19 protein-coding genes are annotated in these 18,820 nt (G+C 44.4%); 10 read left to right on the top strand and 9 right to left on the bottom strand.

The features are described from left to right. Positions 1–115: 115 nt before the first annotated feature. From L3V27_RS12370 to yfcE, 6 genes are all read left to right on the top strand, one after another. A complete protein-coding gene (locus tag L3V27_RS12370; RefSeq protein ID WP_005393081.1) occupies positions 116–850 on the top strand; it encodes a DUF1538 domain-containing protein in 735 nt (244 codons plus the stop codon). Continuing rightward, positions 847–1,638, top strand: coding sequence for a DUF1538 domain-containing protein (locus tag L3V27_RS12365; protein WP_046874269.1), 792 nt, complete (start codon positions 847–849; stop codon positions 1,636–1,638). The genes L3V27_RS12370 and L3V27_RS12365 overlap by 4 nt, the downstream gene beginning before the upstream one ends. Beyond that, entirely contained in the window at positions 1,628–1,978 is a 351-nt protein-coding gene (locus L3V27_RS12360; protein WP_005393077.1) for a P-II family nitrogen regulator, read from the top strand. Before L3V27_RS12365 ends, L3V27_RS12360 begins: the two co-directional genes overlap by 11 nt. Continuing rightward, a complete protein-coding gene (locus tag L3V27_RS12355; protein WP_005393075.1) occupies positions 1,975–2,382 on the top strand; it encodes a CBS domain-containing protein in 408 nt (135 codons plus the stop codon). The genes L3V27_RS12360 and L3V27_RS12355 overlap by 4 nt, the downstream gene beginning before the upstream one ends. A 149-nt stretch (positions 2,383–2,531) precedes the next feature. Next, entirely contained in the window at positions 2,532–2,741 is a 210-nt protein-coding gene (locus L3V27_RS12350) for a hypothetical protein (RefSeq protein WP_005393073.1), read from the top strand. Between the two features lie 64 nt (positions 2,742–2,805). After that, on the top strand, positions 2,806–3,351 hold the full coding sequence (gene yfcE / locus L3V27_RS12345; protein WP_005393071.1) for a phosphodiesterase: 546 nt from the start codon (positions 2,806–2,808) through the stop codon (positions 3,349–3,351). 39 nt (positions 3,352–3,390) lie between these two features. Here yfcE and L3V27_RS12340 read toward each other — a convergent pair whose 3' ends face one another. Genes L3V27_RS12340 through L3V27_RS12325 form a run of 4 tightly spaced genes read right to left on the bottom strand, consistent with a single transcriptional unit; the run spans position 3,391 to position 5,897 of the window. Then, a complete protein-coding gene (locus L3V27_RS12340) occupies positions 3,391–3,669 on the bottom strand; it encodes a SelT/SelW/SelH family protein (protein WP_005382088.1) in 279 nt (92 codons plus the stop codon). Positions 3,670–3,690: 21 nt separating this feature from the next. Then, positions 3,691–4,446, bottom strand: coding sequence for a sulfite exporter TauE/SafE family protein (locus L3V27_RS12335; protein ID WP_237311939.1), 756 nt, complete (start codon positions 4,444–4,446; stop codon positions 3,691–3,693). A 46-nt stretch (positions 4,447–4,492) separates the two neighbouring features. Then, the gene (gene toxS, locus L3V27_RS12330; RefSeq protein ID WP_005393067.1) at positions 4,493–5,008 is read right to left on the bottom strand and encodes a transmembrane regulator ToxS; all 516 of its coding nucleotides are present in this window, start codon (positions 5,006–5,008) and stop codon (positions 4,493–4,495) included. Between the two features lie 10 nt (positions 5,009–5,018). Further along, positions 5,019–5,897, bottom strand: coding sequence for a transcriptional regulator (locus L3V27_RS12325; protein WP_237311938.1), 879 nt, complete (start codon positions 5,895–5,897; stop codon positions 5,019–5,021). A gap of 271 nt (positions 5,898–6,168) precedes the next feature. Here L3V27_RS12325 and htpG point away from each other — a divergent pair, with 271 nt between their 5' ends. The 3 genes from htpG to hemH all read left to right on the top strand — a co-directional run bounded on the left by htpG (position 6,169) and on the right by hemH (position 10,171). Beyond that, positions 6,169–8,073, top strand: a complete 1,905-nt coding sequence (gene htpG / locus L3V27_RS12320) for a molecular chaperone HtpG (protein ID WP_237311937.1) — start codon at positions 6,169–6,171, stop codon at positions 8,071–8,073. 321 nt (positions 8,074–8,394) lie between these two features. Further along, the gene (gene adk, locus L3V27_RS12315) at positions 8,395–9,039 is read left to right on the top strand and encodes an adenylate kinase (protein WP_005393061.1); all 645 of its coding nucleotides are present in this window, start codon (positions 8,395–8,397) and stop codon (positions 9,037–9,039) included. A 169-nt stretch (positions 9,040–9,208) separates the two neighbouring features. After that, on the top strand, positions 9,209–10,171 hold the full coding sequence (hemH, locus tag L3V27_RS12310) for a ferrochelatase (protein WP_237311936.1): 963 nt from the start codon (positions 9,209–9,211) through the stop codon (positions 10,169–10,171). A gap of 43 nt (positions 10,172–10,214) precedes the next feature. Here hemH and L3V27_RS12305 read toward each other — a convergent pair whose 3' ends face one another. Then, entirely contained in the window at positions 10,215–11,603 is a 1,389-nt protein-coding gene (locus L3V27_RS12305) for a peptide MFS transporter (RefSeq protein WP_005393058.1), read from the bottom strand. Between the two features lie 334 nt (positions 11,604–11,937). Between L3V27_RS12305 and rfaH the strand changes: the two genes are divergently transcribed. After that, positions 11,938–12,438: a transcription/translation regulatory transformer protein RfaH gene (rfaH, locus tag L3V27_RS12300; RefSeq protein WP_005393056.1), complete on the top strand. Its 501-nt coding sequence runs from the start codon at positions 11,938–11,940 to the stop codon at positions 12,436–12,438. A 147-nt stretch (positions 12,439–12,585) separates the two neighbouring features. Here rfaH and asnB read toward each other — a convergent pair whose 3' ends face one another. The 4 genes from asnB to nagA all read right to left on the bottom strand — a co-directional run bounded on the left by asnB (position 12,586) and on the right by nagA (position 18,505). After that, positions 12,586–14,250 carry an asparagine synthase B gene (gene asnB, locus L3V27_RS12295; RefSeq protein ID WP_005393054.1) on the bottom strand — a complete coding sequence of 555 codons (1,665 nt, stop codon included), beginning with the start codon at positions 14,248–14,250 and terminating at the stop codon, positions 12,586–12,588. 230 nt (positions 14,251–14,480) lie between these two features. After that, complete coding sequence (locus L3V27_RS12290) at positions 14,481–16,070, bottom strand: cation:proton antiporter family protein (protein ID WP_006742714.1); 1,590 nt, start codon at positions 16,068–16,070, stop codon at positions 14,481–14,483. 81 nt (positions 16,071–16,151) lie between these two features. Beyond that, complete coding sequence (locus L3V27_RS12285) at positions 16,152–17,366, bottom strand: ROK family protein (RefSeq protein ID WP_006742713.1); 1,215 nt, start codon at positions 17,364–17,366, stop codon at positions 16,152–16,154. A 2-nt stretch (positions 17,367–17,368) separates the two neighbouring features. Further along, positions 17,369–18,505 (bottom strand): N-acetylglucosamine-6-phosphate deacetylase, encoded by a 1,137-nt coding sequence (nagA, locus tag L3V27_RS12280; protein WP_237311935.1) that lies wholly within the window; start codon positions 18,503–18,505, stop codon positions 17,369–17,371. Positions 18,506–18,820 lie beyond the last annotated feature (315 nt).

Below are 18,820 nucleotides of genomic sequence, written 5' to 3'. Positions count from 1 at the left end.
AAATGTTATGCATGGCGCTAATTCGTTCACGGTAGGAGAACTAAATCTATGTCAGACTAAAAACATCGCTACCGGAACAAGCGTAATCAGTTTGCACCATCAAGGAGGGATAGGTATGGAAGCATTTGTTGCTCTTTTTCGAGCGCTCCTTAATAGTGCTCGCGATCTGCTACCCATCGTTGTTGTTATCACTTTTTTTCAATTAGTTGTTTTGCAAGAGCCACTTCCTAATCTCATCTCCATTCTTTTTGGCTTATTGCTTGTGGTTTTAGGGTTAACGTTTTTTATTTTTGGTCTAGAGCTTGGTCTTTTTCCTATCGGAGAGAGTATGGCTCAAGCCTTTGCAAAAAAAGGCAGCGTATTCTGGTTGTTAGTTTTTGCGTTTTGTCTAGGCTTTGGCACCACGATCGCCGAGCCTGCATTAACGGCCGTAGCAGAAGAAGCATCAGAAGTTGCGGCAGAAGGCGGGATGATCCCAAACTCAGAGCAATCGATGCAGGATTATGGACAAGGGCTACGAGTAACGGTAGCGCTTTCTGTGGGAATCGCCATCGTTATTGGCGTTCTGCGCATCTTAAAAGGGTGGCCAATTCATTACATGATCATCGGCGGCTACGTCGGCGTTGTAGTCCTGACGTGGTTTGCACCGGAAGCCATTATTGGCGTTGCTTATGATTCTGGAGGTGTGACGACGTCGACTATCACCGTGCCTTTGGTCACTGCACTAGGGGTTGGTTTAGCATCGGCGATTAAAGGGCGCAACCCCATGGTGGATGGTTTTGGTTTGATCGCTTTTGCCTCGCTACTACCGATGATGTTTGTGATGGTTTACGGAATGGTCGTAACATGATTTCAATTGAACATTTCCTAGACACTTTATTATCGACCGTTCGAGATGTCATTCCCATCGCCAGCATTATTTTTGGTTTTCAGTTAGCGGTGTTAAGGCGTCCAGTTAACAACCTTAAGAAGGTTTTGCTTGGGTTTGTTTATGTGATTCTTGGGCTCGCTCTTTTTTTGCTCGGATTAGAAATGGCTCTGTTTCCGCTCGGAGAGACCATGGCCGTGCAACTGACGGCGCCGGAATTTTTACAAGAGTTTAAAGTCTCTGTGGGAAAAGCCTTAGTGTGGGTCGACTACTATTGGGTGTATACCTTCGCCTTTTTTATCGGTTTTAGTACCACGATTGCTGAGCCTTCTCTAATCGCTGTAGCGATAAAAGCAAACCAAGTTTCTGGTGGCAGTATCAGTATTAACGGTTTACGCGTGGCCGTTGCATTTGGGGTGGCCATTGGCATCGCGCTAGGGAGCTATCGGATTGTTGTCGGTGACCCTATTCACTATTACATCATTGCGGGTTACATCGTGGTTGTGATTCAAACGTTTTATGCGCCAAAGCTTATTGTTCCACTCGCCTACGATTCTGGAGGCGTCACGACTTCTACTGTCACTGTTCCGCTTGTAACCGCACTAGGGCTGGGGCTTGCTTCTACCGTCCCAGGAAGAAACCCAATGATTGATGGCTTTGGCTTGATCGCTTTTGCCAGTCTGTTTCCTATGATCTCTGTGATGGGCTATGCGCAAATAACCCAATGGCTGAATAAAGATGTCTCGGAGGACGAAGAAAATGCGCTTTAAATTGATACTTGCGTTTGTTGAAGACAGCAAAACAGACAAGGTACTGGACGCTGCTCGCGAAGCTGGCGCGACTGGTGCGACGGTGATTAATAACGCTCGTGGACAGGGCTTAAATCAAAAGCGAACGTTTTTTGGCTTAACGCTGGAAGTACAAAAAGATGTGCTGCTGTTTGTCGTTGAGGAGCACCTTTCTCGACACATATTAGAAACCATCAATGAAGTTGGTGAGTTCGACCGAGAGTCGGGGCAGGGCATTGCTATTCAGATCGATATTGAGGATGCAGTCGGTGTCGCGCATCAAGTAGAGACGTTGACCAAAGTGGTCGAGGATGAGTTATGAGCAGTCAAACGATAATTAGAGTTCGAGATGTAATGGCGGCTACTTATGTCATGGTTGATGGGCTAATGACAGTTTATGAAGGCATAACGTTGGCTAAAAAATACCAAGTCAAAGCGCTGGTGGTGAAAAAGCGAGATGACAACGATGAATATGGCATCGTCTTGATGAATGATATCGCCAAAAAGGTGCTGGCGAATAATCGCTCTCCACAGCGCACGAATATTTATGAGATCATGACCAAGCCCGCTTTGTGTGTCGACCCTGATATGAATGTGAAATATTGTGCGCGCCTATTTGAACGATTTGGCATTAGCCGAGCTCCGGTTATTGAAGATGGGGAGGTCATTGGCATGGTGAGTTATAACAATATTGTCATCAATGGCATGGTGCGAGAAGAAGTGTAATAGGTTGATATAAATGAAAAATCAACGCATTTTTTCTCAAGTCAGCGACTGTTACAAAGAACTAAAATATTTAATATATGTTAGGTTGCATATGTGTTAATTCACCATTATTCTTTGCGCCCTAAGTCTATTGTCGAGGAATTTGTATCATGCCTTTAGTCTCTTGCCCTGTGTGTGAGAAACAAATCTCAAAGCGCGCTCACGCATGTCCAGGATGCGGAGAGCCAGACCCGCTGCACCACCTAGCTAAGTCAAAATTTATGTCGATGGTGTTTTGGATACTGGTGTTGGTTGGAACTGCGTATGCCGCATGGTTCTATATTTTGCCTATGGTCATTGAATCATTGCGTTATCAGTAGTCGTTGGTTGAGCTGTCATAAAAATGCCGTAGAATGACCTCGTACTTTGTGAGGAGACGATGTCGTGAAACTATTTTTTGCCTCAGATCTGCATGGCTCTTTGCCAGCAACTAAAGAAACTATTGAGCTATTTTTAGCCTCTGGTGCGGAGCACCTGATTTTGTTGGGGGATACGCTAAACCACGGGCCAAGAAACCCGATTCCAGAAGGTTACAACCCACCGCAGGTGGCGGAGCTATTGAACCAATACAGTGATCAAATTATTTCTGTGCGTGGTAACTGCGATAGTGAAGTAGACCAAATGCTATTGAAGTTTCCAATGATGATGGATTACTCGTGGGTGCTACTTGAATCTGGCAAGAGAATCTTTTTGACTCATGGTCACTTGTATAACTCTGAAAAACGGCCGCCACTGCGTGAAGGTGATATCATCGCCCACGGTCATACGCATGTTCCTGTCGCAGAGATGCAAGATGGAGCCATTATATTTAACCCAGGCTCGATGACATTCCCACGTAATGGCTTACCGAGAAGCTTTGGTACTTTAGAAGACAATACGCTAACGGTAAAAACGCCAGAAGGCGAAGTCTTAGCACAAACCATGATTTAACGGTTTTACTAAGTAAAAAAATAGGGAGCGAATTGCTCCCTATTTTGTGTCTGAATGTCCTAAATCGCGTTCTGGGTCGATAATGTCTCTTACGCGCTGTTTTAGCACCTTTGCTTCAGGAAAGCCGCTGTCTTTTTTCCGTTCCCAAATTTGCTGGCCATTACAGAAAATTTCGAAGCGACCACCCGTATCTGGGTGTAAGCTGATCGTTTCTATTTCTTCGCTAAAAGTATGCAGTAGTTCTTGCGATAGCCAAGTTGAACGCAACATCCAGTTGCATTGGCGGCAGTAATAAATATCAATGATCGCTTTATCCATGAAACTTTCCTTTTAATCGGTTTAAACTAGCAACTTGATGCCCACGGCAAACGTGAGAATTTCGAATGCAATTTTAATCACTCGGTTGCTGTATCGAGTCGCGGCCCATGCGCCTAAACTGCCGCCTAGAAAAGAGCTTAACAGTAAAATAGGCAGCCAAGCCCAATGTATCGGAGCGCCAGCTTGGACGACGGCAATGCCTCCAATGCCATTCCAAAACAGGCCGACACAAATCATGGTGTAAGCAACGGCTTGTTTATAGTTATACCCAAACCAGCGAACTAAAAATAGTGTCACGAGTAAACCAGAACCTGCGGTCAGCGACCCGTTGATGATACCGATGAGCATTAGTCCGACACCGCCGATGACCCCACCGATTGGGTGACGGTTACGTATTATTTCTTCTTGGCCTAATGATTTCTTAAACCGTGAATAGATGCCGAGCGCGAGAATCATGCTCCCTAGCATTTTTTCCGCCATACCATCAGGTATTTGGACAATTAGGTTTGCCCCTAAGACTACGCCAATGCTGCCAGAGACTATAAGGTAGAGCGCGACCTTCCACTTAATTGTGCCTGCTTTTAAATGTGTGCTTGCTGCCCCTAAGCCTAAAGCGACGGAAGCCACTTTATGTGTCCCTAGCGCAACCGAGAATGGCAAGCCGAGAAAGATGAGCAAAGGGAATTGAAGTAAGCCTGCACCGCCGCCAGAAAGCGAAGCCAGAGTATTGGCGATAAGTGAGCCGAAAAAGAGGGTGGTGGTATCTAGCCAATCCATAAGCAAAATAAAGGGGGCGTCTTGCCCCCTTATCATCAAATCAAAGTTAGTTTTTAAACAGCACCGAAGAACCATGGTTCAAGCTAGTGAGCAATAGCGTTTTTTCGTTCACGACATCAATACGGCGACTTTGCTCAGCATCAAGCTTAAAGATTTGAGTGATCAAACGTAGCTGTGCTTCGGAGAAGTCTTTTGATTGAGAAGATGAAATATCTTTAAACTCAGAAGGCGAAACCAACAAATAGTTGTCACTGACTTCCCAGCGCCCTTTTTCCGAGATATTAATCGTGGATTCTGCCGTTGAACCTTGAGCGAATAGTTTGATATTTGCTACGCGAATATAGTCTCCATTAGGGAGATATTTCACATTTGATTCAACATTAACACGACGCAGTGGGCCGACAGGATCGTCAGGCAAGCTGTCTGTAATGACCGTCACCATGGTTGACTGCCACTCATTGGCAGTGAGGACCTGCTCCACTTTTAGGTCGCTACCCCAATATAACCAACCACTGAAAAGGACGGATACGGCCAAAACCGCAGATGCTAATTTTATCTTCATTCTGGCCTCCTTATTTACAGATATCGGTTGGGTCATTTTGACCAGCGAAAATACGCAATGTCACGTTCTCATATGAATGTTGACTGTCATGAATGTAGTTCAGAATCAGCTGATTGTTCTGGCCACCTGTAGCAATCACTTCTACCGGCATTGAATCTTCTGCATGGTATTTTACGTAGCGTTCAATGCACTGCTCAATGGACGGCAACCAACTATTGATTTGCGGGTGGTTCACTGGCGTCATCACAGGTACATTTTGATACTCACCAATCTGACGGAATTGGGATTCTGCAGGATTGGTGAATAGCAATACACAAATAGGAAGCAGCAGAGACAAAAGAACGATCATACGCGGCAGCCAGTTATTAGTGTTAGCTGCTGGTTTTGGCTGTGCCTTAGGTAGTTCTACTTGAGGCTCTACTTCAGTCGTGGTGTCTGCCGCCGCTTCTGTTGACGGCGCGTCATTTGTTTCTATTTCCGCAGCGTGCGCTTCATTTTCAGAAGTGGCTTCTTCAACGTCAGTATTAGAGTCAGCAGATAATGGGCTTAAGCGTTCCACTGAACAAATGAGTTGATAACCGCGTTTAGGAACCGTTTTAACAAACTCTGGAGATTTTGTTGAGTCCTTCAACATCTTACGCAGAGTAGAGATCGCTTGAGTCAGGCTTGAGTCATCCACCTCAAAACCTTGCTCACGCCAAACAAACTCGTGAAGCTCGTTACGGGTTAAAACTTCGTTTGGTCTCTCTGCCAACATCAGAAGTATACGGCTTTCGTTGCTTCCTAATCGTACAACGTCGTTGCCGTTTTGTTGGTCAGCGAGCGAATTACTATTTGGATCAAAGGTGAACCTTTGAGCAAGTAGAAATTTGGTGCCGATGTTAGTCATTTAGTTCTTCTTAGATGGATGATGTTGTAATTATAGTGATTTATGTCACAAAATTACCGAAGCGCATGGAGTGCGCACGACATTTTAGATGCTTTTAGGCTGGTAGGATAATTAAATTTTTCTAAAAAAACACCGTTTTTAGCAATATTGACCTTGAATTTACATTTGTCAGCCACATGTTAAATGACATCTCAGTAAGGTAATTTCAAGGGGAAAGTCACAAACTTATCTCCATGAAAAAACCAATTAGTTTAGATGTTATGGAGCACACATGAGCGAAACCGTATCTCAAAACAAAGAAACTCGTGGTTTTCAATCAGAAGTAAAACAACTACTGCATTTAATGATCCATTCTCTTTATTCAAATAAAGAGATCTTTTTGCGCGAGCTGATTTCTAACGCATCAGATGCATCGGACAAGCTGCGCTTCCAAGCGCTATCTAACCCAGACTTATATGAAGGTAATGCAGATCTTTGCGTGAAACTGTCGTTTGATGAAAGCGCAAATACCTTAACCATTTCTGATAACGGTATCGGTATGAGCCGCGATGATGTGATCGAGCACTTAGGTACGATTGCAAAATCCGGGACCGCGGAGTTTTTCTCAAAGCTGTCTGAAGAGCAGAGCAAAGACTCTCAGCTTATTGGTCAGTTTGGTGTTGGTTTCTACTCGGCGTTTATCGTTGCTGATGCCGTCACCGTACGCACTCGTGCTGCGGGCCTAGCCGCTGATGAAGCAGTACAATGGCACTCAGCCGGTGAAGGTGAGTACACCATCGAAAACATCACTAAAGAATCGCGTGGTACTGATATCATTCTTCATATGCGTGAAGAAGGTAAAGAGTTCCTAAATGAATGGCGTCTACGTGATGTGATCAGCAAGTACTCGGATCACATTGGCATCCCAGTTTCCATCCAAACGGTTGTTCACGATGACGAAGGCAAAGAAACGGATGAGAAGAAGTGGGAGCAAATCAACAAAGCTCAAGCTCTGTGGACGCGTAATAAATCGGATATCTCAGATGAAGAGTATCAAGAGTTCTACAAGCACGTATCACATGACTTTGCCGATCCATTGGTTTGGAGCCATAACCGTGTAGAAGGTAAAAACGATTACACGAGCTTGCTTTACATCCCATCTAAAGCGCCATGGGATATGATGAACCGCGACCACAAATCAGGTTTGAAACTATACGTACAACGCGTGTTCATTATGGACGATGCAGAGCAGTTCATGCCGTCTTACCTACGTTTTGTACGTGGTTTAATAGACTCCAATGATCTGCCACTCAACGTATCGCGTGAGATCTTACAAGACAACAAAGTGACTCAGTCTCTACGTAATGCTTGTACTAAGCGTGTGCTAACGATGCTAGAGCGCATGGCTAAGAATGATGAAGAGAAATACCAATCATTCTGGAAAGAGTTTGGTCTTGTGATGAAAGAGGGTCCGGCAGAAGACTTCGCAAACAAAGAGAAAGTTGCAGGCCTATTGCGCTTTGCTTCAACTGAAGTGGATTCTGCGGAGCAAACCGTGGGTCTAGCTGCTTACGTTGAGCGCATGAAAGAAGGTCAAGATAAGATCTACTACTTGACGGCAGACAGCTATGCAGCTGCGAAAAACAGCCCTCACTTAGAGCAGTTCAAAGCGAAAGGCATTGAAGTTATCTTGATGTACGACCGCATTGATGAGTGGCTGATGAACTACTTAACTGAGTTTGACGGCAAGCAGTTCCAGTCAATCACAAAAGCTGGGCTCGATCTAAGTCAGTTTGAAGATGAAGCAGAAAAAGAGAAGCAGAAAGAAACTGAAGAAGAGTTTAAGTCGGTTGTAGAACGCACGAAGTCTTACCTAGGCGATCGTGTGAAAGAAGTTCGTACGACCTTTAAACTCGCATCTACACCTGCTGTTGTGGTAACGGACGATTACGAAATGGGCACTCAAATGGCGAAGCTTCTTGCAGCGGCGGGTCAGGCAGTGCCAGAAGTGAAGTACATCTTTGAGCTAAACCCAGAGCACGAGCTGGTTAAGCGCATGGCTGACGAAGCGGATGAAGAGGCATTTGGTCGTTGGGTAGAAGTCCTGCTTGGTCAAGCAATGCTTGCAGAGCGAGGCTCAATTGAGGACCCAACGGAGTTCTTAGGAGCTGTTAATAAACTTTTGACTAAGGTGTAATAACCTCAGTACATCAAAAAGCTCGCATTTCGCGAGCTTTTTGTTTGTTGTCGCAAAATTTTGCATCTCAGGTGTTGAGTTAATAATCAATAGGGCGTGAAAGAGGGTATCGTTAACATTCTTTAGTCTTAATACACTCTTTGCGCGGCGAACCTGTGATAGAATCTGCGACTTGAATGTGAGTAATAAGGCGTGTATTTTTGCTCGCCTATATACGTTATACCGAAACTTATCGTTGCGAGTGCTTCTCGGGTTTGATGTCTAAGAAGCCCAGCTATTGTGAGCTTCGGTATAAATCTTAAATATTAAAGAGGATAAATCATGCGCATCATTCTTCTAGGTGCTCCAGGTGCAGGTAAAGGCACACAAGCAAACTTCATCATGGAAAAATACGGTATTCCACAAATCTCTACTGGTGATATGCTTCGTGCTGCTATCAAAGCAGGTACAGAGCTTGGTAAACAAGCTAAAGCTGTTATCGACGCTGGTCAGCTAGTTTCTGATGAAATCATCCTTGGCCTTATCAAAGAGCGTATCGCTCAAGAAGACTGTGCGAACGGTTTCCTACTGGATGGTTTCCCACGTACTATTCCTCAAGCTGACGGCCTAAAAGAAATGGGCGTTGATGTAGACTACGTTATCGAATTTGACGTTGCAGATGATGTGATTGTTGAGCGTATGGCAGGTCGTCGTGCTCACCTTCCTTCTGGTCGTACTTACCACGTTGTTTACAACCCACCTAAAGTGGAAGGTAAAGATGACGTAACTGGTGAAGATCTTGTTGTTCGTGATGACGACAAAGAAGAAACAGTACGTGCACGTCTAGGTGTTTACCACGAGCAAACTGCACCACTAATCAACTACTACGGTAAAGAAGCTGAAGCAGGCAACACTAAGTACCTTAAGTTTGATGGTACTAAGCAAGTAGCTGAAGTTAGTGCAGATATCGAGAAAGCACTCTCTTAATTTACTGAAGTCAAAAAATTAATATTTTGATATATTGAAAGCGACCCAAGTGGTCGCTTTTTTTAGTTTACTCGTAAACATATATCTAAATAACTTCAAGCTGCAGCGATGCAGCACTTTGAGGCTATTTAAGTATATGAACCAAGCCGTTTACCATGAATAGGATGTTATGAAAGAGAATTATAAACAGGGTGTACTCCTCGTGAACCTGGGTACTCCTGACGCACCAACCGCTCCTGCCGTAAAGCGTTTTTTAAGTCAGTTTCTTCATGATCACCGAGTGGTAGACATGACTCGATGGCTTTGGTGTCCGCTATTGCACGGCGTTATCCTTCCAATCCGAGCTCCCAAGGTTGCTAAACTCTACCAATCAGTTTGGATGGAAGAGGGCTCGCCACTGATGGTGTACTCTAAGCGTCAAACAGAGAAGTTGGCTCAAAAGCTTGATATGCCAGTCGAACTTGGCATGACTTATGGAAATCCAAGTTTGCAATCAGGTTTTGAAGCGCTGTTGGCCCAAGGGGTAGAGGAAGTCATCGTTTTACCTTTGTATCCGCAATACTCGGGCACAACAACGGCAGCGGTTTCTGACGGAATCACTAAAGCGTTTAAAAACCTGCCCGTGATGCCGGGCTTTAGCTTTATTCGGGATTACTACAATCACCCGAAATACATTGAAGCGTTAGCGCATTCAGTTCGTGAACATTGGCAAGAGTATGGTAAGGGAGACTACTTGCTATGTTCTTATCACGGTATTCCAAAACGTTACGCTGATAATGGAGATGTTTACCCTCAGCACTGTGAAGAGACGACTCGCTTACTCGCTGAAGCGTTAGGGTTAAACGAGCAACAGATAGGTATGACGTATCAGTCTCGATTTGGCCGAGAAGAGTGGTTACAGCCCTATACCGATAAAACTCTAGAGGCACTTCCTGCAAAAGAGGTAAAAAATATCAATGTAGTGACACCAGCATTCTCTTCGGATTGTTTAGAAACGTTGGAAGAGATCTCGGAAGAGTGTAAAGAGATCTTCCTTGAAGCAGGTGGAGAAAGCTTTACCTACATTCCTTGTTTGAACGATAGTGAGCTTCATATAGAAATGATGGCTGAGTTAGTTCACTCTAAGCTTTAGGTACAAAAAAGGGTCGCAAAAGCGACCCTTTTTTGTAGAGCGATTAAGCGACTTGTACTTGCTGCTCTTCGACTTGTTCTGCTGTGCTGTGAGTATTCTCTGCACCATGCATCCAGCGAACGAGCGTATTCGAGAACAGAAGTAGGATGACACCACTTACTGTAGCGCTGACTGCAATGCCACTAAAGATAGCCATTGCGCCCAACTCTCCTACGTGAGATCCCACATAGCCCGCAACGTAGTTTGCAATCGCATTACAGCCAAACCATGCACCCATCATGAGTGAAGCTAAGCGAAGCGGTGCTAACTTGGTTACCAGTGAAAGACCAATTGGAGATAAACACAGTTCGCCCAAGGTGTGGAAGAAGAAAGCACCCACCAGCCACAACATTGATGTTTTTACCGTTGTGTCTCCACCTTGTTCTAGCACAGCGCCAACCATACATAGGAAGCCAATTGCCAAGAAAAATAGTGCCATCGCAAATTTCACTGGCGACGTAGGTTCGCGTTTACCCAGTTTTACCCAAAGGACCGCCAGAACTGGTGCTAGGGTAATAATGAAAAATGGGTTTAGCGATTGGAACCACGCAGCAGGTACTTCAAAGCCACCAATCATACGATCAGTATATTGTTGAGTGTAGATGTTCATCAGGCCACCGGCCTGCTCAAAGCCAGCCCAGAAGACGATAGTGAATAAGCTCATGACCAAAATTACTTTTAGTCGGTTTACTTCTTCTTTCGTTAAGGGTTGCTTCGTGGTTGAGTTTTTGTTGCTTAGATCTCGTTTTGCTGCGGGCTCGCGACCGATGTCACCAAGCCAAGACTGAGCTAGCACCATTTGCATCACTAGGCTAATAATCATACCTACACCTGCGGCCACAAAACCAGCTTTCCAACCGTACGAGGTTGTCACAGAGCCAGAAACGACGCCGGCAAGTAACGCACCTAAGTTGATACCCATATAAAAGATAGTGAATGCGCCGTCACGACGGTTGTCACCCTCTTTATATAAATCGCCAACCATGGTTGAGATATTCGGCTTAAAGAGGCCGTTACCAGTGATAAGCAGACCAAGACCTAAATAGAAACTGTGTAGCGAACCAATACCCAGAGCGTCAGCAGGAAGTGCGAGTGTAAACTGGCCGATAGCCATTAACGCGCCACCAAGCAAAATTGAACGGCGTTGACCTAGATAGTTATCCGCTAAGTAACCTCCGATGAGAGGTGTGATATACACAAGACCAGTATAAATACCGTATAGGTCTAGTGCGTCTTTGGTTGACCAGCCAAGGCCGCCATTCATCGTTGTATCTGTAAGGTAAAGTACTAGAATGGCGCGCATTGCGTAGTAAGAAAAGCGTTCCCACAGTTCAGTACCGAACAATAAGAACAAGCCACGAGGATGGCCGAAATATTGATGTTGGTTTGACATAAGCTCTTCTAATAATAGTTATTACATTTTTTAACGACTTCTACGTATACATTGCAATTTAATGAGTGACAAACAATAAAATTTTGCATTACGACTAAAGTTGTTTGTTAAGTGACTGTTTTTGGGTGAATTTGCAGATGATATGATGGTGTGTTGGCTGTGTTACAAACTTAATTTCCATTTTTGTCTATGGACTTCTTCTCGTAAGCTCTTGAAAAGATACTGTTAATGCGAGCGATGTATAATCATACTTTTATAGATAAACTGAATGTCAATGACTCAACTTGGGCTTAATGCTAGGATAAAAACAAAATAGAATTGGCTAGTAAAAAAGATGAAACGTTGGTATCTACTTTATTGTAAACGTGGGGAGCAGGTTAGGGCGAAACAGCACCTTGAAAACCAAGGTGTAGAGTGCTTTTATCCAACTGTAGAAGTTGAGAAGATTTTGCGCGGGAAAAGACAAAAAGTCGAAGAGCCGCTGTTTCCTTGTTATGTGTTTGCTTACTTTGATTATGAACAGGGACCTAACTTCACCTCAGTCCGCTCCACTCGAGGGGTTGTTGATTTTGTGCGTTTTGGTGCTCAACCAAAAGAAGTCCAAGGTGACTTAGTCTTTGAATTGATGCAGCTAGAAAAATGCTGTAATGAAAATACCGCTTCTGAGTGTATGCCAAAACCAGGTGATCAAATCCGAGTTAAGAGCGGTCAGTTTGCAGGTATAGATGCTATCTTCCAAGAGCAAGATGGTGAGAAACGCTCAATCATGTTAGTGCAGATGATCACTAAACGAGTGCCTGTCAGCATTGACAATAGCGATTTAGACTTGAAATAGCTAATGCGTACAAACAAAAAAAGAGGTGCTTTGGCACCTCTTTTTTAATCTTGCTAGTGATCACCAGCAGTGGGACGCTGTTAGCGAGCTTAGTAAAACAACGATGATTACCGATTAGGAGTAGGGTATGACACCCTACTTAGTTGCTTAGTAAGCGTCGTTATGGACGGTTTGCACCGCACGACCTGACGGGTCTACACAGTTTTGGAATGACTCATCCCATTCAATCGCTTTCGCTGATGAACAAGCTACCGAAGGACCACCTGGCACACACTCAGCCGCTGACGGTAGTGGGAATAGCTCTTCAAAGATTTCTCGGTACACGTAACCTTCTTTTGTGGTTGGCGTGTTGTATGGGAATCGGTATTGAGCTGTTTCCATCTGCTGATCCGTCACTTTTTGCTCTGCGACTTCTTTCAACGTATCAATCCAGCTGTAACCTACGCCATCAGAGAACTGTTCTTTTTGACGCCATGCGATCGACTCTGGCAAGTAATGCTCAAAACACTCGCGTAGAATGTGTTTTTCCATTTTGCCGTTGCCACACATCTTATCTGCTGGGTTTAGGCGCATTGCAACATCAATAAACTCTTTATCAAGGAACGGTACTCGGCCTTCAACTCCCCATGCCGCTAGCGATTTGTTTGCGCGCGCGCAGTCAAACATGTTCAGAGCAAGCAGCTTACGTACTGTTTCTTCGTGGAACTCTTTCGCGTTTGGTGCTTTGTGGAAATATAGGTAACCACCAAAGATCTCATCTGCACCTTCACCAGAAAGTACCATCTTAATGCCCATCGCTTTGATCTTGCGACCCATTAAGAACATAGGTGTTGATGCGCGGATGGTGGTCACATCGTACGTTTCGATGTGGTAAATCACGTCGCGAATCGCGTCGAGACCTTCTTGAATTGTATAAGTCATTTCATGGTGCACGGTACCGATTTGGTCGGCAACTTCTCGAGCTGCTTTTAAATCTGGTGCACCTTCTAGACCCACAGCAAAAGAGTGCAGTTGTGGCCACCAAGCTTCAGACTTTTCATCATCTTCAATACGCATCGCTGCAAAGCGTTTTGCTACCGCAGATGTAATAGAAGAATCTAGACCACCTGAAAGAAGTACACCGTAAGGCACGTCAGTCATTAGTTGGCGTTTAACAGCTGCTTCTAGCGCTTCAGTCAGTTCTTCTTTGCTGGTGGTGTTACCTTGAACGGCAGCGTATTCGTTCCAGTCACGAACATAGTAACGCGTTGGCTCGGCATCTTTTGAGCTGTAGTAGCTACCAGGAGGGAACTCGCTCACTGTTTTACATACTGGAACAAGTGCCTTCATCTCTGATGCAACATAGTAGTTGCCATGCTCATCATGACCTTGATAAAGAGGGATAATGCCAATGTGGTCGCGACCGACTAAGTATTCGTCTTTTTCTTCATCGTACAGAACAAAAGCGAAAATACCGTTTAGTTCTTCAAGGAGATCTGCACCCATATCTTGGTACAGTGCAAGAATGACTTCACAGTCTGAATCGGTTTGAAACTCGTATTTTCCTTCGTAACGAGCACGAATTTCTTTATGGTTGTAGATTTCACCATTGACTGCAAGGATGAGCTTTTTATCAGGGCTGTATAGCGGTTGTGCACCACTATTTAGACCAACAATCGCCAAGCGCTCATGCGCTAAAATAGCGCGCTCTGAAGAGTAAATCCCAGACCAGTCAGGGCCACGATGACGAAGTTTTTTCGACATTTCTAATGCGATAGGGCGCAATGCGGCTGCATCGCTTTTAATGTCTAAAATGCCAAATACTGAACACATACTACATCCTTACTAAACTAAATAATTTCTAATCGGTATGGCTTCAATTTGCCATTACTAGTAAAAAAAGCAACGTTTTGTGATTATAAAAATGATAAAAAGCCTTGTTGTGTAAATATTATTTAACTTAATGGCTCGTTTGGTGAATGAAATCAAAGTTTGGTATAAAAACCATACAAAAAAGCCTTTCTATTAATAGAAAGGCTTTTAAAAAATATTAGTATGGTTGCTTATTTTATTGGTGTGAACTGAGGTTCGAGTTGTTTACACACATGTCGAGCAAAACCGCTACCTGCTTCACTGTATATATTGAATGCGGCGTCAACTCCGCTTTCCAGCAAACCTTCCAACTGATCTGGGTACTCGGCGATAGCAGCTATTTGCCCTTTATATTTTCTGCGTTTAAGCTGCTCAAGTGCGGTTTGGTTACCTTGATGATGAGGCATGGCAAGCAGCACCAGTTTGACATGACCTGTATCTAAAATTCGTTCCCAAAAATCTGGGTCTGTGGCATCGCCAGCGATCACGTTTCTTCCCTCTGAACGGTGCTGATGTGCTGCATCTTCACGAATTTCTATGCCTAGTGAAATTTTGCCATAGCGCGCACGTAATTCATCATAGGCCCCAGTCCCGATGCGACCCATGCCTAAGATCAATACCTGGGCATGCCCAGGGTTAATGAGTTGGTCACGCTGGTTAAGCTTTTCTGCGGCTGTCTCTTGCAGCCACTTGCCGGAGTGTTGATAAATTTTGTGGCTAAGGCGGTTAAGTGGCGCAGAAATAATAAAGGACACGGACACCGCAACCGCAATCGCAGCGAGCATATCGCTTGGCATCCAGCCCATTTTATAGGCCAACCCTGCGACTATAAGGCCAAACTCACTGTAGTTGAACAGCGATAAAGAGGCGAGCAAAGAGGTACGTACTCGAAACTTAAAGTGATTAATCGTGACGAAGTACAAGAGCCCTTTTATTGGCAGCAGTAAGATAAATAGTAGGGCGAGTACGACACCATTGACGCTCAATGAAGCGGACAAGCCAATGTTTAAAAAGAAGCAGACTAAGAACAGCTCCTTCATATTGAATAGCGATTTGGATAGCTCTGAAGCTTTAGGGTGGCCTGCGAGCAACATGCCTAAAATCAGCGCGCCCAAGTCTGGTTTCATACCGACCAGTTCGAATAGCCCTGCCCCAACAACAAGCGCGAAGAAAATACCGAACAGCACCAGCATTTCGCCGTGGCCAACTTTATCTAACAGCTTATAGAATAGCGGACGAAGGAAAGGCAATGCGAACAAACCAATGGCATACCATTCTGGGACTTTGCCAGTTGAAGCAGTCAGGAATACCACGGCAAAAATATCTTGCATAACCAAGATACCGATCGCGAGTGTGCCGTAGGTAGCGTTCATTTCCCCTTTTTCTTGCAATGCTTTTACGGCAAAAACGGTACTGGAGAACGATAGTGCAAAAGCTAAAAGTAGGATTTGACCGCTATCCATACTGGCGAGCGAAGTTAAGCCCAGTAGTTTTAAACCTGATAGCGCTAGTGCAAAAAAAGCGGTAGACAGTATGTTGTGGGCGGTCGCTCCTCCCCATATTTCTTTGGACAGTAGCGTTTTGACATCAAGCTTGAGTCCGATCGTGAATAGAAGAAGAGTGACACCAAGATCTGCAAGAGTGACGATAACGTCATTGCTTTGATAGCCAAATGCATGCAAACCAAATCCTGCCAGTAGAAAACCAACGAGGGGAGGGAGGCTACATTTAAGCGCAATAAAGCCAGCTAAAAAAGCTGTTGTAATTAGAATAATTTCCATACTGTTGAGCTGTATTCCTGATATACAAAAACGGGCTGTGAAAACACAGCCCGAGATTGTAACTCAATTAGTTGTATAAACTTAGTCTTCAAGTAACTTTTGTAACAAAACTCCGTTTAGCATTGCGCGTTTAATCATCGCAAATGCGCCCATCGTTGGCTGCTTATCAATGTGTGAAGCCACGATAGGAAGGTCGTTATGGAAAGTTTTGAGAGATTGATTTTCGACATTACGTTGAATTGCAGGGAAGACAATATCTTGTGCGGCAGTAATGTCGCCCGCAATGACAATTTTCTGAGGGTTAAACAAGTTAACGGTAATTGCAATCGCTTTACCTAACTGGTTACCCACTCGCACTAAACTCTGCTTTGCAAGTTCGTCACCATCCATTGCATGCTGACACACAGCTTCAATCGTGATGTTTTCAAGGTCAGTCAAGCTTGACTCATAGCCTTGAGCAATCAATTGTTTTACTCGTTGGATAATAGCTGGGTTCGCTGCTACGGTTTCTAAGCAACCAAAGTTCCCACATTGGCACTGTTCACCAAGCGGATCGATTTGGATATGACCAATTTCACCGACGTTGCGGTTAAAGCCAAGAAAAACCTGGCCGTTAACGATAATACCTGCGCCAGTACCGCGGTGAACGCTAACTAAAATGGAGTCCTGACAGTCTTGGCTTGCCCCAAAGTAGTGCTCCGCTAACGCCATGCCACGTACGTCATTCCCAACAAAGCATGCGGTATTAAACTTCTCCCCAACAATTTCACCCAGCGCCAGATTATCGATATCGGTATTCGGCATGTACTCAACTACGCCTGTTGTTGGGTTAACAAGGCCCGGTAGCGTAATACCAATTGCGATGAGCTGATCAATTTTGTCTTCGCAACGGTTAACGAAGTCTTTAAGTAAATCGATAAGCCCAGCGATCAAGTCTGCTTGGTTGGTGTAATGCAGTTCGTGCTGATCTTCCGCAAGTGCAGTGCCACCTAAATCGTACAAACAAAATTGTACGTAATCTCGACCTAAACGAACCGCAATAGAGTGGAAGGGTTTGACTTCGGTGGTCAGAGAGATTGCACGACGACCACCAGTTGAAGCTTGCTGGGCGACCTCTTTAATAAGGCCGCGCTCTAAAAGTTGGCGGGTTATTTTGGTAACACTAGCAGGTGCGAGCTGGCTCACATCTGCGACTTGAATACGGGAGATAGGACCTTGCTGATCAATCAGCCTATATACCGCAGCGCTGTTAAGCTGTTTTACTAAATCTACATTACCAATCTGTCCGCCATTCATGCTTAATTTTGCTCGTATTGTCCGTTAACAACCGTCGCTTTTACTTTGAAGTCACGATCGAAAATGGTCAGGTTTGCAACCATCCCTTTTCGAACTCGGCCAAGGCGATCCTCAACACCAATTGCAGTTGCTGGGTATAACGTGGCCATTCGTAGAGCTTCGTCTAAAGCGATCCCCGCGTGCTCAACTGAATTCTGAACTGCTTCTATCATTGTCAAAGCTGAGCCGCCTAGTGTGCCATTTTCATCAACACACTTACCATCTCGGTAATATACTTTCTTACCGACAAAAATAAAGTGATCAATGTTAGCACCTGCTGGAGCTGTGGCATCCGTCACCAAAACAAGCTTGTCACCTTTGATTTTATGAGCAATTCGGATGTTTGCGTAGTCTACGTGGAAACCATCAGCAATAATGCCAGCATAAACGTCAGGCGTATCATAAATTGCACCAACAACTCCAGGTTCACGACCAACCATTGGTGTCATCGCATTAAATAGGTGTGTGGCAAAAGTAATACCTGCTTCAAAGCCTTTACGCGCTTCGGCGTAGGTCGCATTTGTATGACCAATAGAAACTACGATGCCGGCTGCTTTTAATCGTGCAATATGCTCTGGATCGTTTTGCTCTGGTGCAAGCGTTACTTTAGCGATGATATCGGCGTTTGCGCAGATAAGATCAATCATGCTTTCATCTGACGGGCGAATGAAATCGACGTTGTGGATACCTTTTTTCGCGACGTTAAGATAAGGACCTTCTAGGTGTAGACCAAGTGATTGGTTTTGATATTGGTTGTGGTATTCACGAGCGGCAGAAATTGCAGTTCGCATATCTTCGTCTGATGAAGTAATGAGCGTTGGTAAGAAGCTAGTACAGCCGGACTTGAGGTTTGCTTCGTGCATGATTTGCATGGTTTCCGGTGTGATTGCATCGTTTAGCATTACACCGCCACAGCCATTCAGTTGCAGGTCGATAAAGCCCAGACTTAGGTTTGCGCCTGCGAGGTCTTTCACTTCGATGCCCTGAGGTAGCTCTGCAGCCGGTACAATAGATTGAATAAGGTCGTTTTCGATGATGACCGCATGATCGGTAAGAACATCACTACCGGTATAAATTTTACAGTTACTTAGCGCGTACATAGTCAGCTAGTCCTTATAGATGAGAATTCAATTTCTATATCGTTACCTAAGTGGAGACTGCTTTAGTCATATGGGTACTTAGTTTGTATCACTGAATTAGATAACGAGTCACATACAGCAAGTCGCGTTTTATCGATGTTATTGTCATAGTAACTAACTGAAAAGTAATAATTGTATGGTTTTTTATGATTCTTTTTCAGAGCAAAGTTACAGTGATTTACCCGCCTAGATACCAAAATAACACTGATTCTGCCTTGCATAAAGTGCGAGAATATTATCTTTAAAACGCCATTTTTTCGTATAATAAAATAAGTT

The sequence above is a fragment of the Vibrio sp. J2-3(2022) genome, assembly GCF_021725735.1.
Classification (GTDB): domain Bacteria; phylum Pseudomonadota; class Gammaproteobacteria; order Enterobacterales; family Vibrionaceae; genus Vibrio; species Vibrio diabolicus.
The sequence above is the reverse complement of the archived record's forward strand: the minus strand, read 5'-3'. Positions and strand labels throughout refer to the sequence as shown.

Bases quoted from the DNA above. Each gene is read 5' to 3' on its own strand.
- L3V27_RS12370 (WP_005393081.1), top strand. From the start codon at position 116: ATGGAAGCATTTGTTGCTCTTTTTCGAGCGCTCCTTAATAGTGCTCGC.
- L3V27_RS12365 (WP_046874269.1), top strand. From the start codon at position 847: ATGATTTCAATTGAACATTTCCTAGACACTTTATTATCGACCGTTCGA.
- L3V27_RS12360 (WP_005393077.1), top strand. From the start codon at position 1,628: ATGCGCTTTAAATTGATACTTGCGTTTGTTGAAGACAGCAAAACAGAC.
- L3V27_RS12355 (WP_005393075.1), top strand. From the start codon at position 1,975: ATGAGCAGTCAAACGATAATTAGAGTTCGAGATGTAATGGCGGCTACT.
- L3V27_RS12350 (WP_005393073.1), top strand. From the start codon at position 2,532: ATGCCTTTAGTCTCTTGCCCTGTGTGTGAGAAACAAATCTCAAAGCGC.
- L3V27_RS12340 (WP_005382088.1), bottom strand. From the start codon at position 3,669: ATGGATAAAGCGATCATTGATATTTATTACTGCCGCCAATGCAACTGG.
- L3V27_RS12335 (WP_237311939.1), bottom strand. From the start codon at position 4,446: ATGGATTGGCTAGATACCACCACCCTCTTTTTCGGCTCACTTATCGCC.
- toxS (WP_005393067.1), bottom strand. From the start codon at position 5,008: ATGAAGATAAAATTAGCATCTGCGGTTTTGGCCGTATCCGTCCTTTTC.
- L3V27_RS12325 (WP_237311938.1), bottom strand. From the start codon at position 5,897: ATGACTAACATCGGCACCAAATTTCTACTTGCTCAAAGGTTCACCTTT.
- htpG (WP_237311937.1), top strand. From the start codon at position 6,169: ATGAGCGAAACCGTATCTCAAAACAAAGAAACTCGTGGTTTTCAATCA.
- adk (WP_005393061.1), top strand. From the start codon at position 8,395: ATGCGCATCATTCTTCTAGGTGCTCCAGGTGCAGGTAAAGGCACACAA.
- hemH (WP_237311936.1), top strand. From the start codon at position 9,209: ATGAAAGAGAATTATAAACAGGGTGTACTCCTCGTGAACCTGGGTACT.
- L3V27_RS12305 (WP_005393058.1), bottom strand. From the start codon at position 11,603: ATGTCAAACCAACATCAATATTTCGGCCATCCTCGTGGCTTGTTCTTA.
- rfaH (WP_005393056.1), top strand. From the start codon at position 11,938: ATGAAACGTTGGTATCTACTTTATTGTAAACGTGGGGAGCAGGTTAGG.
- asnB (WP_005393054.1), bottom strand. From the start codon at position 14,250: ATGTGTTCAGTATTTGGCATTTTAGACATTAAAAGCGATGCAGCCGCA.
- L3V27_RS12290 (WP_006742714.1), bottom strand. From the start codon at position 16,070: ATGGAAATTATTCTAATTACAACAGCTTTTTTAGCTGGCTTTATTGCG.
- L3V27_RS12285 (WP_006742713.1), bottom strand. From the start codon at position 17,366: ATGAATGGCGGACAGATTGGTAATGTAGATTTAGTAAAACAGCTTAAC.
- nagA (WP_237311935.1), bottom strand. From the start codon at position 18,505: ATGTACGCGCTAAGTAACTGTAAAATTTATACCGGTAGTGATGTTCTT.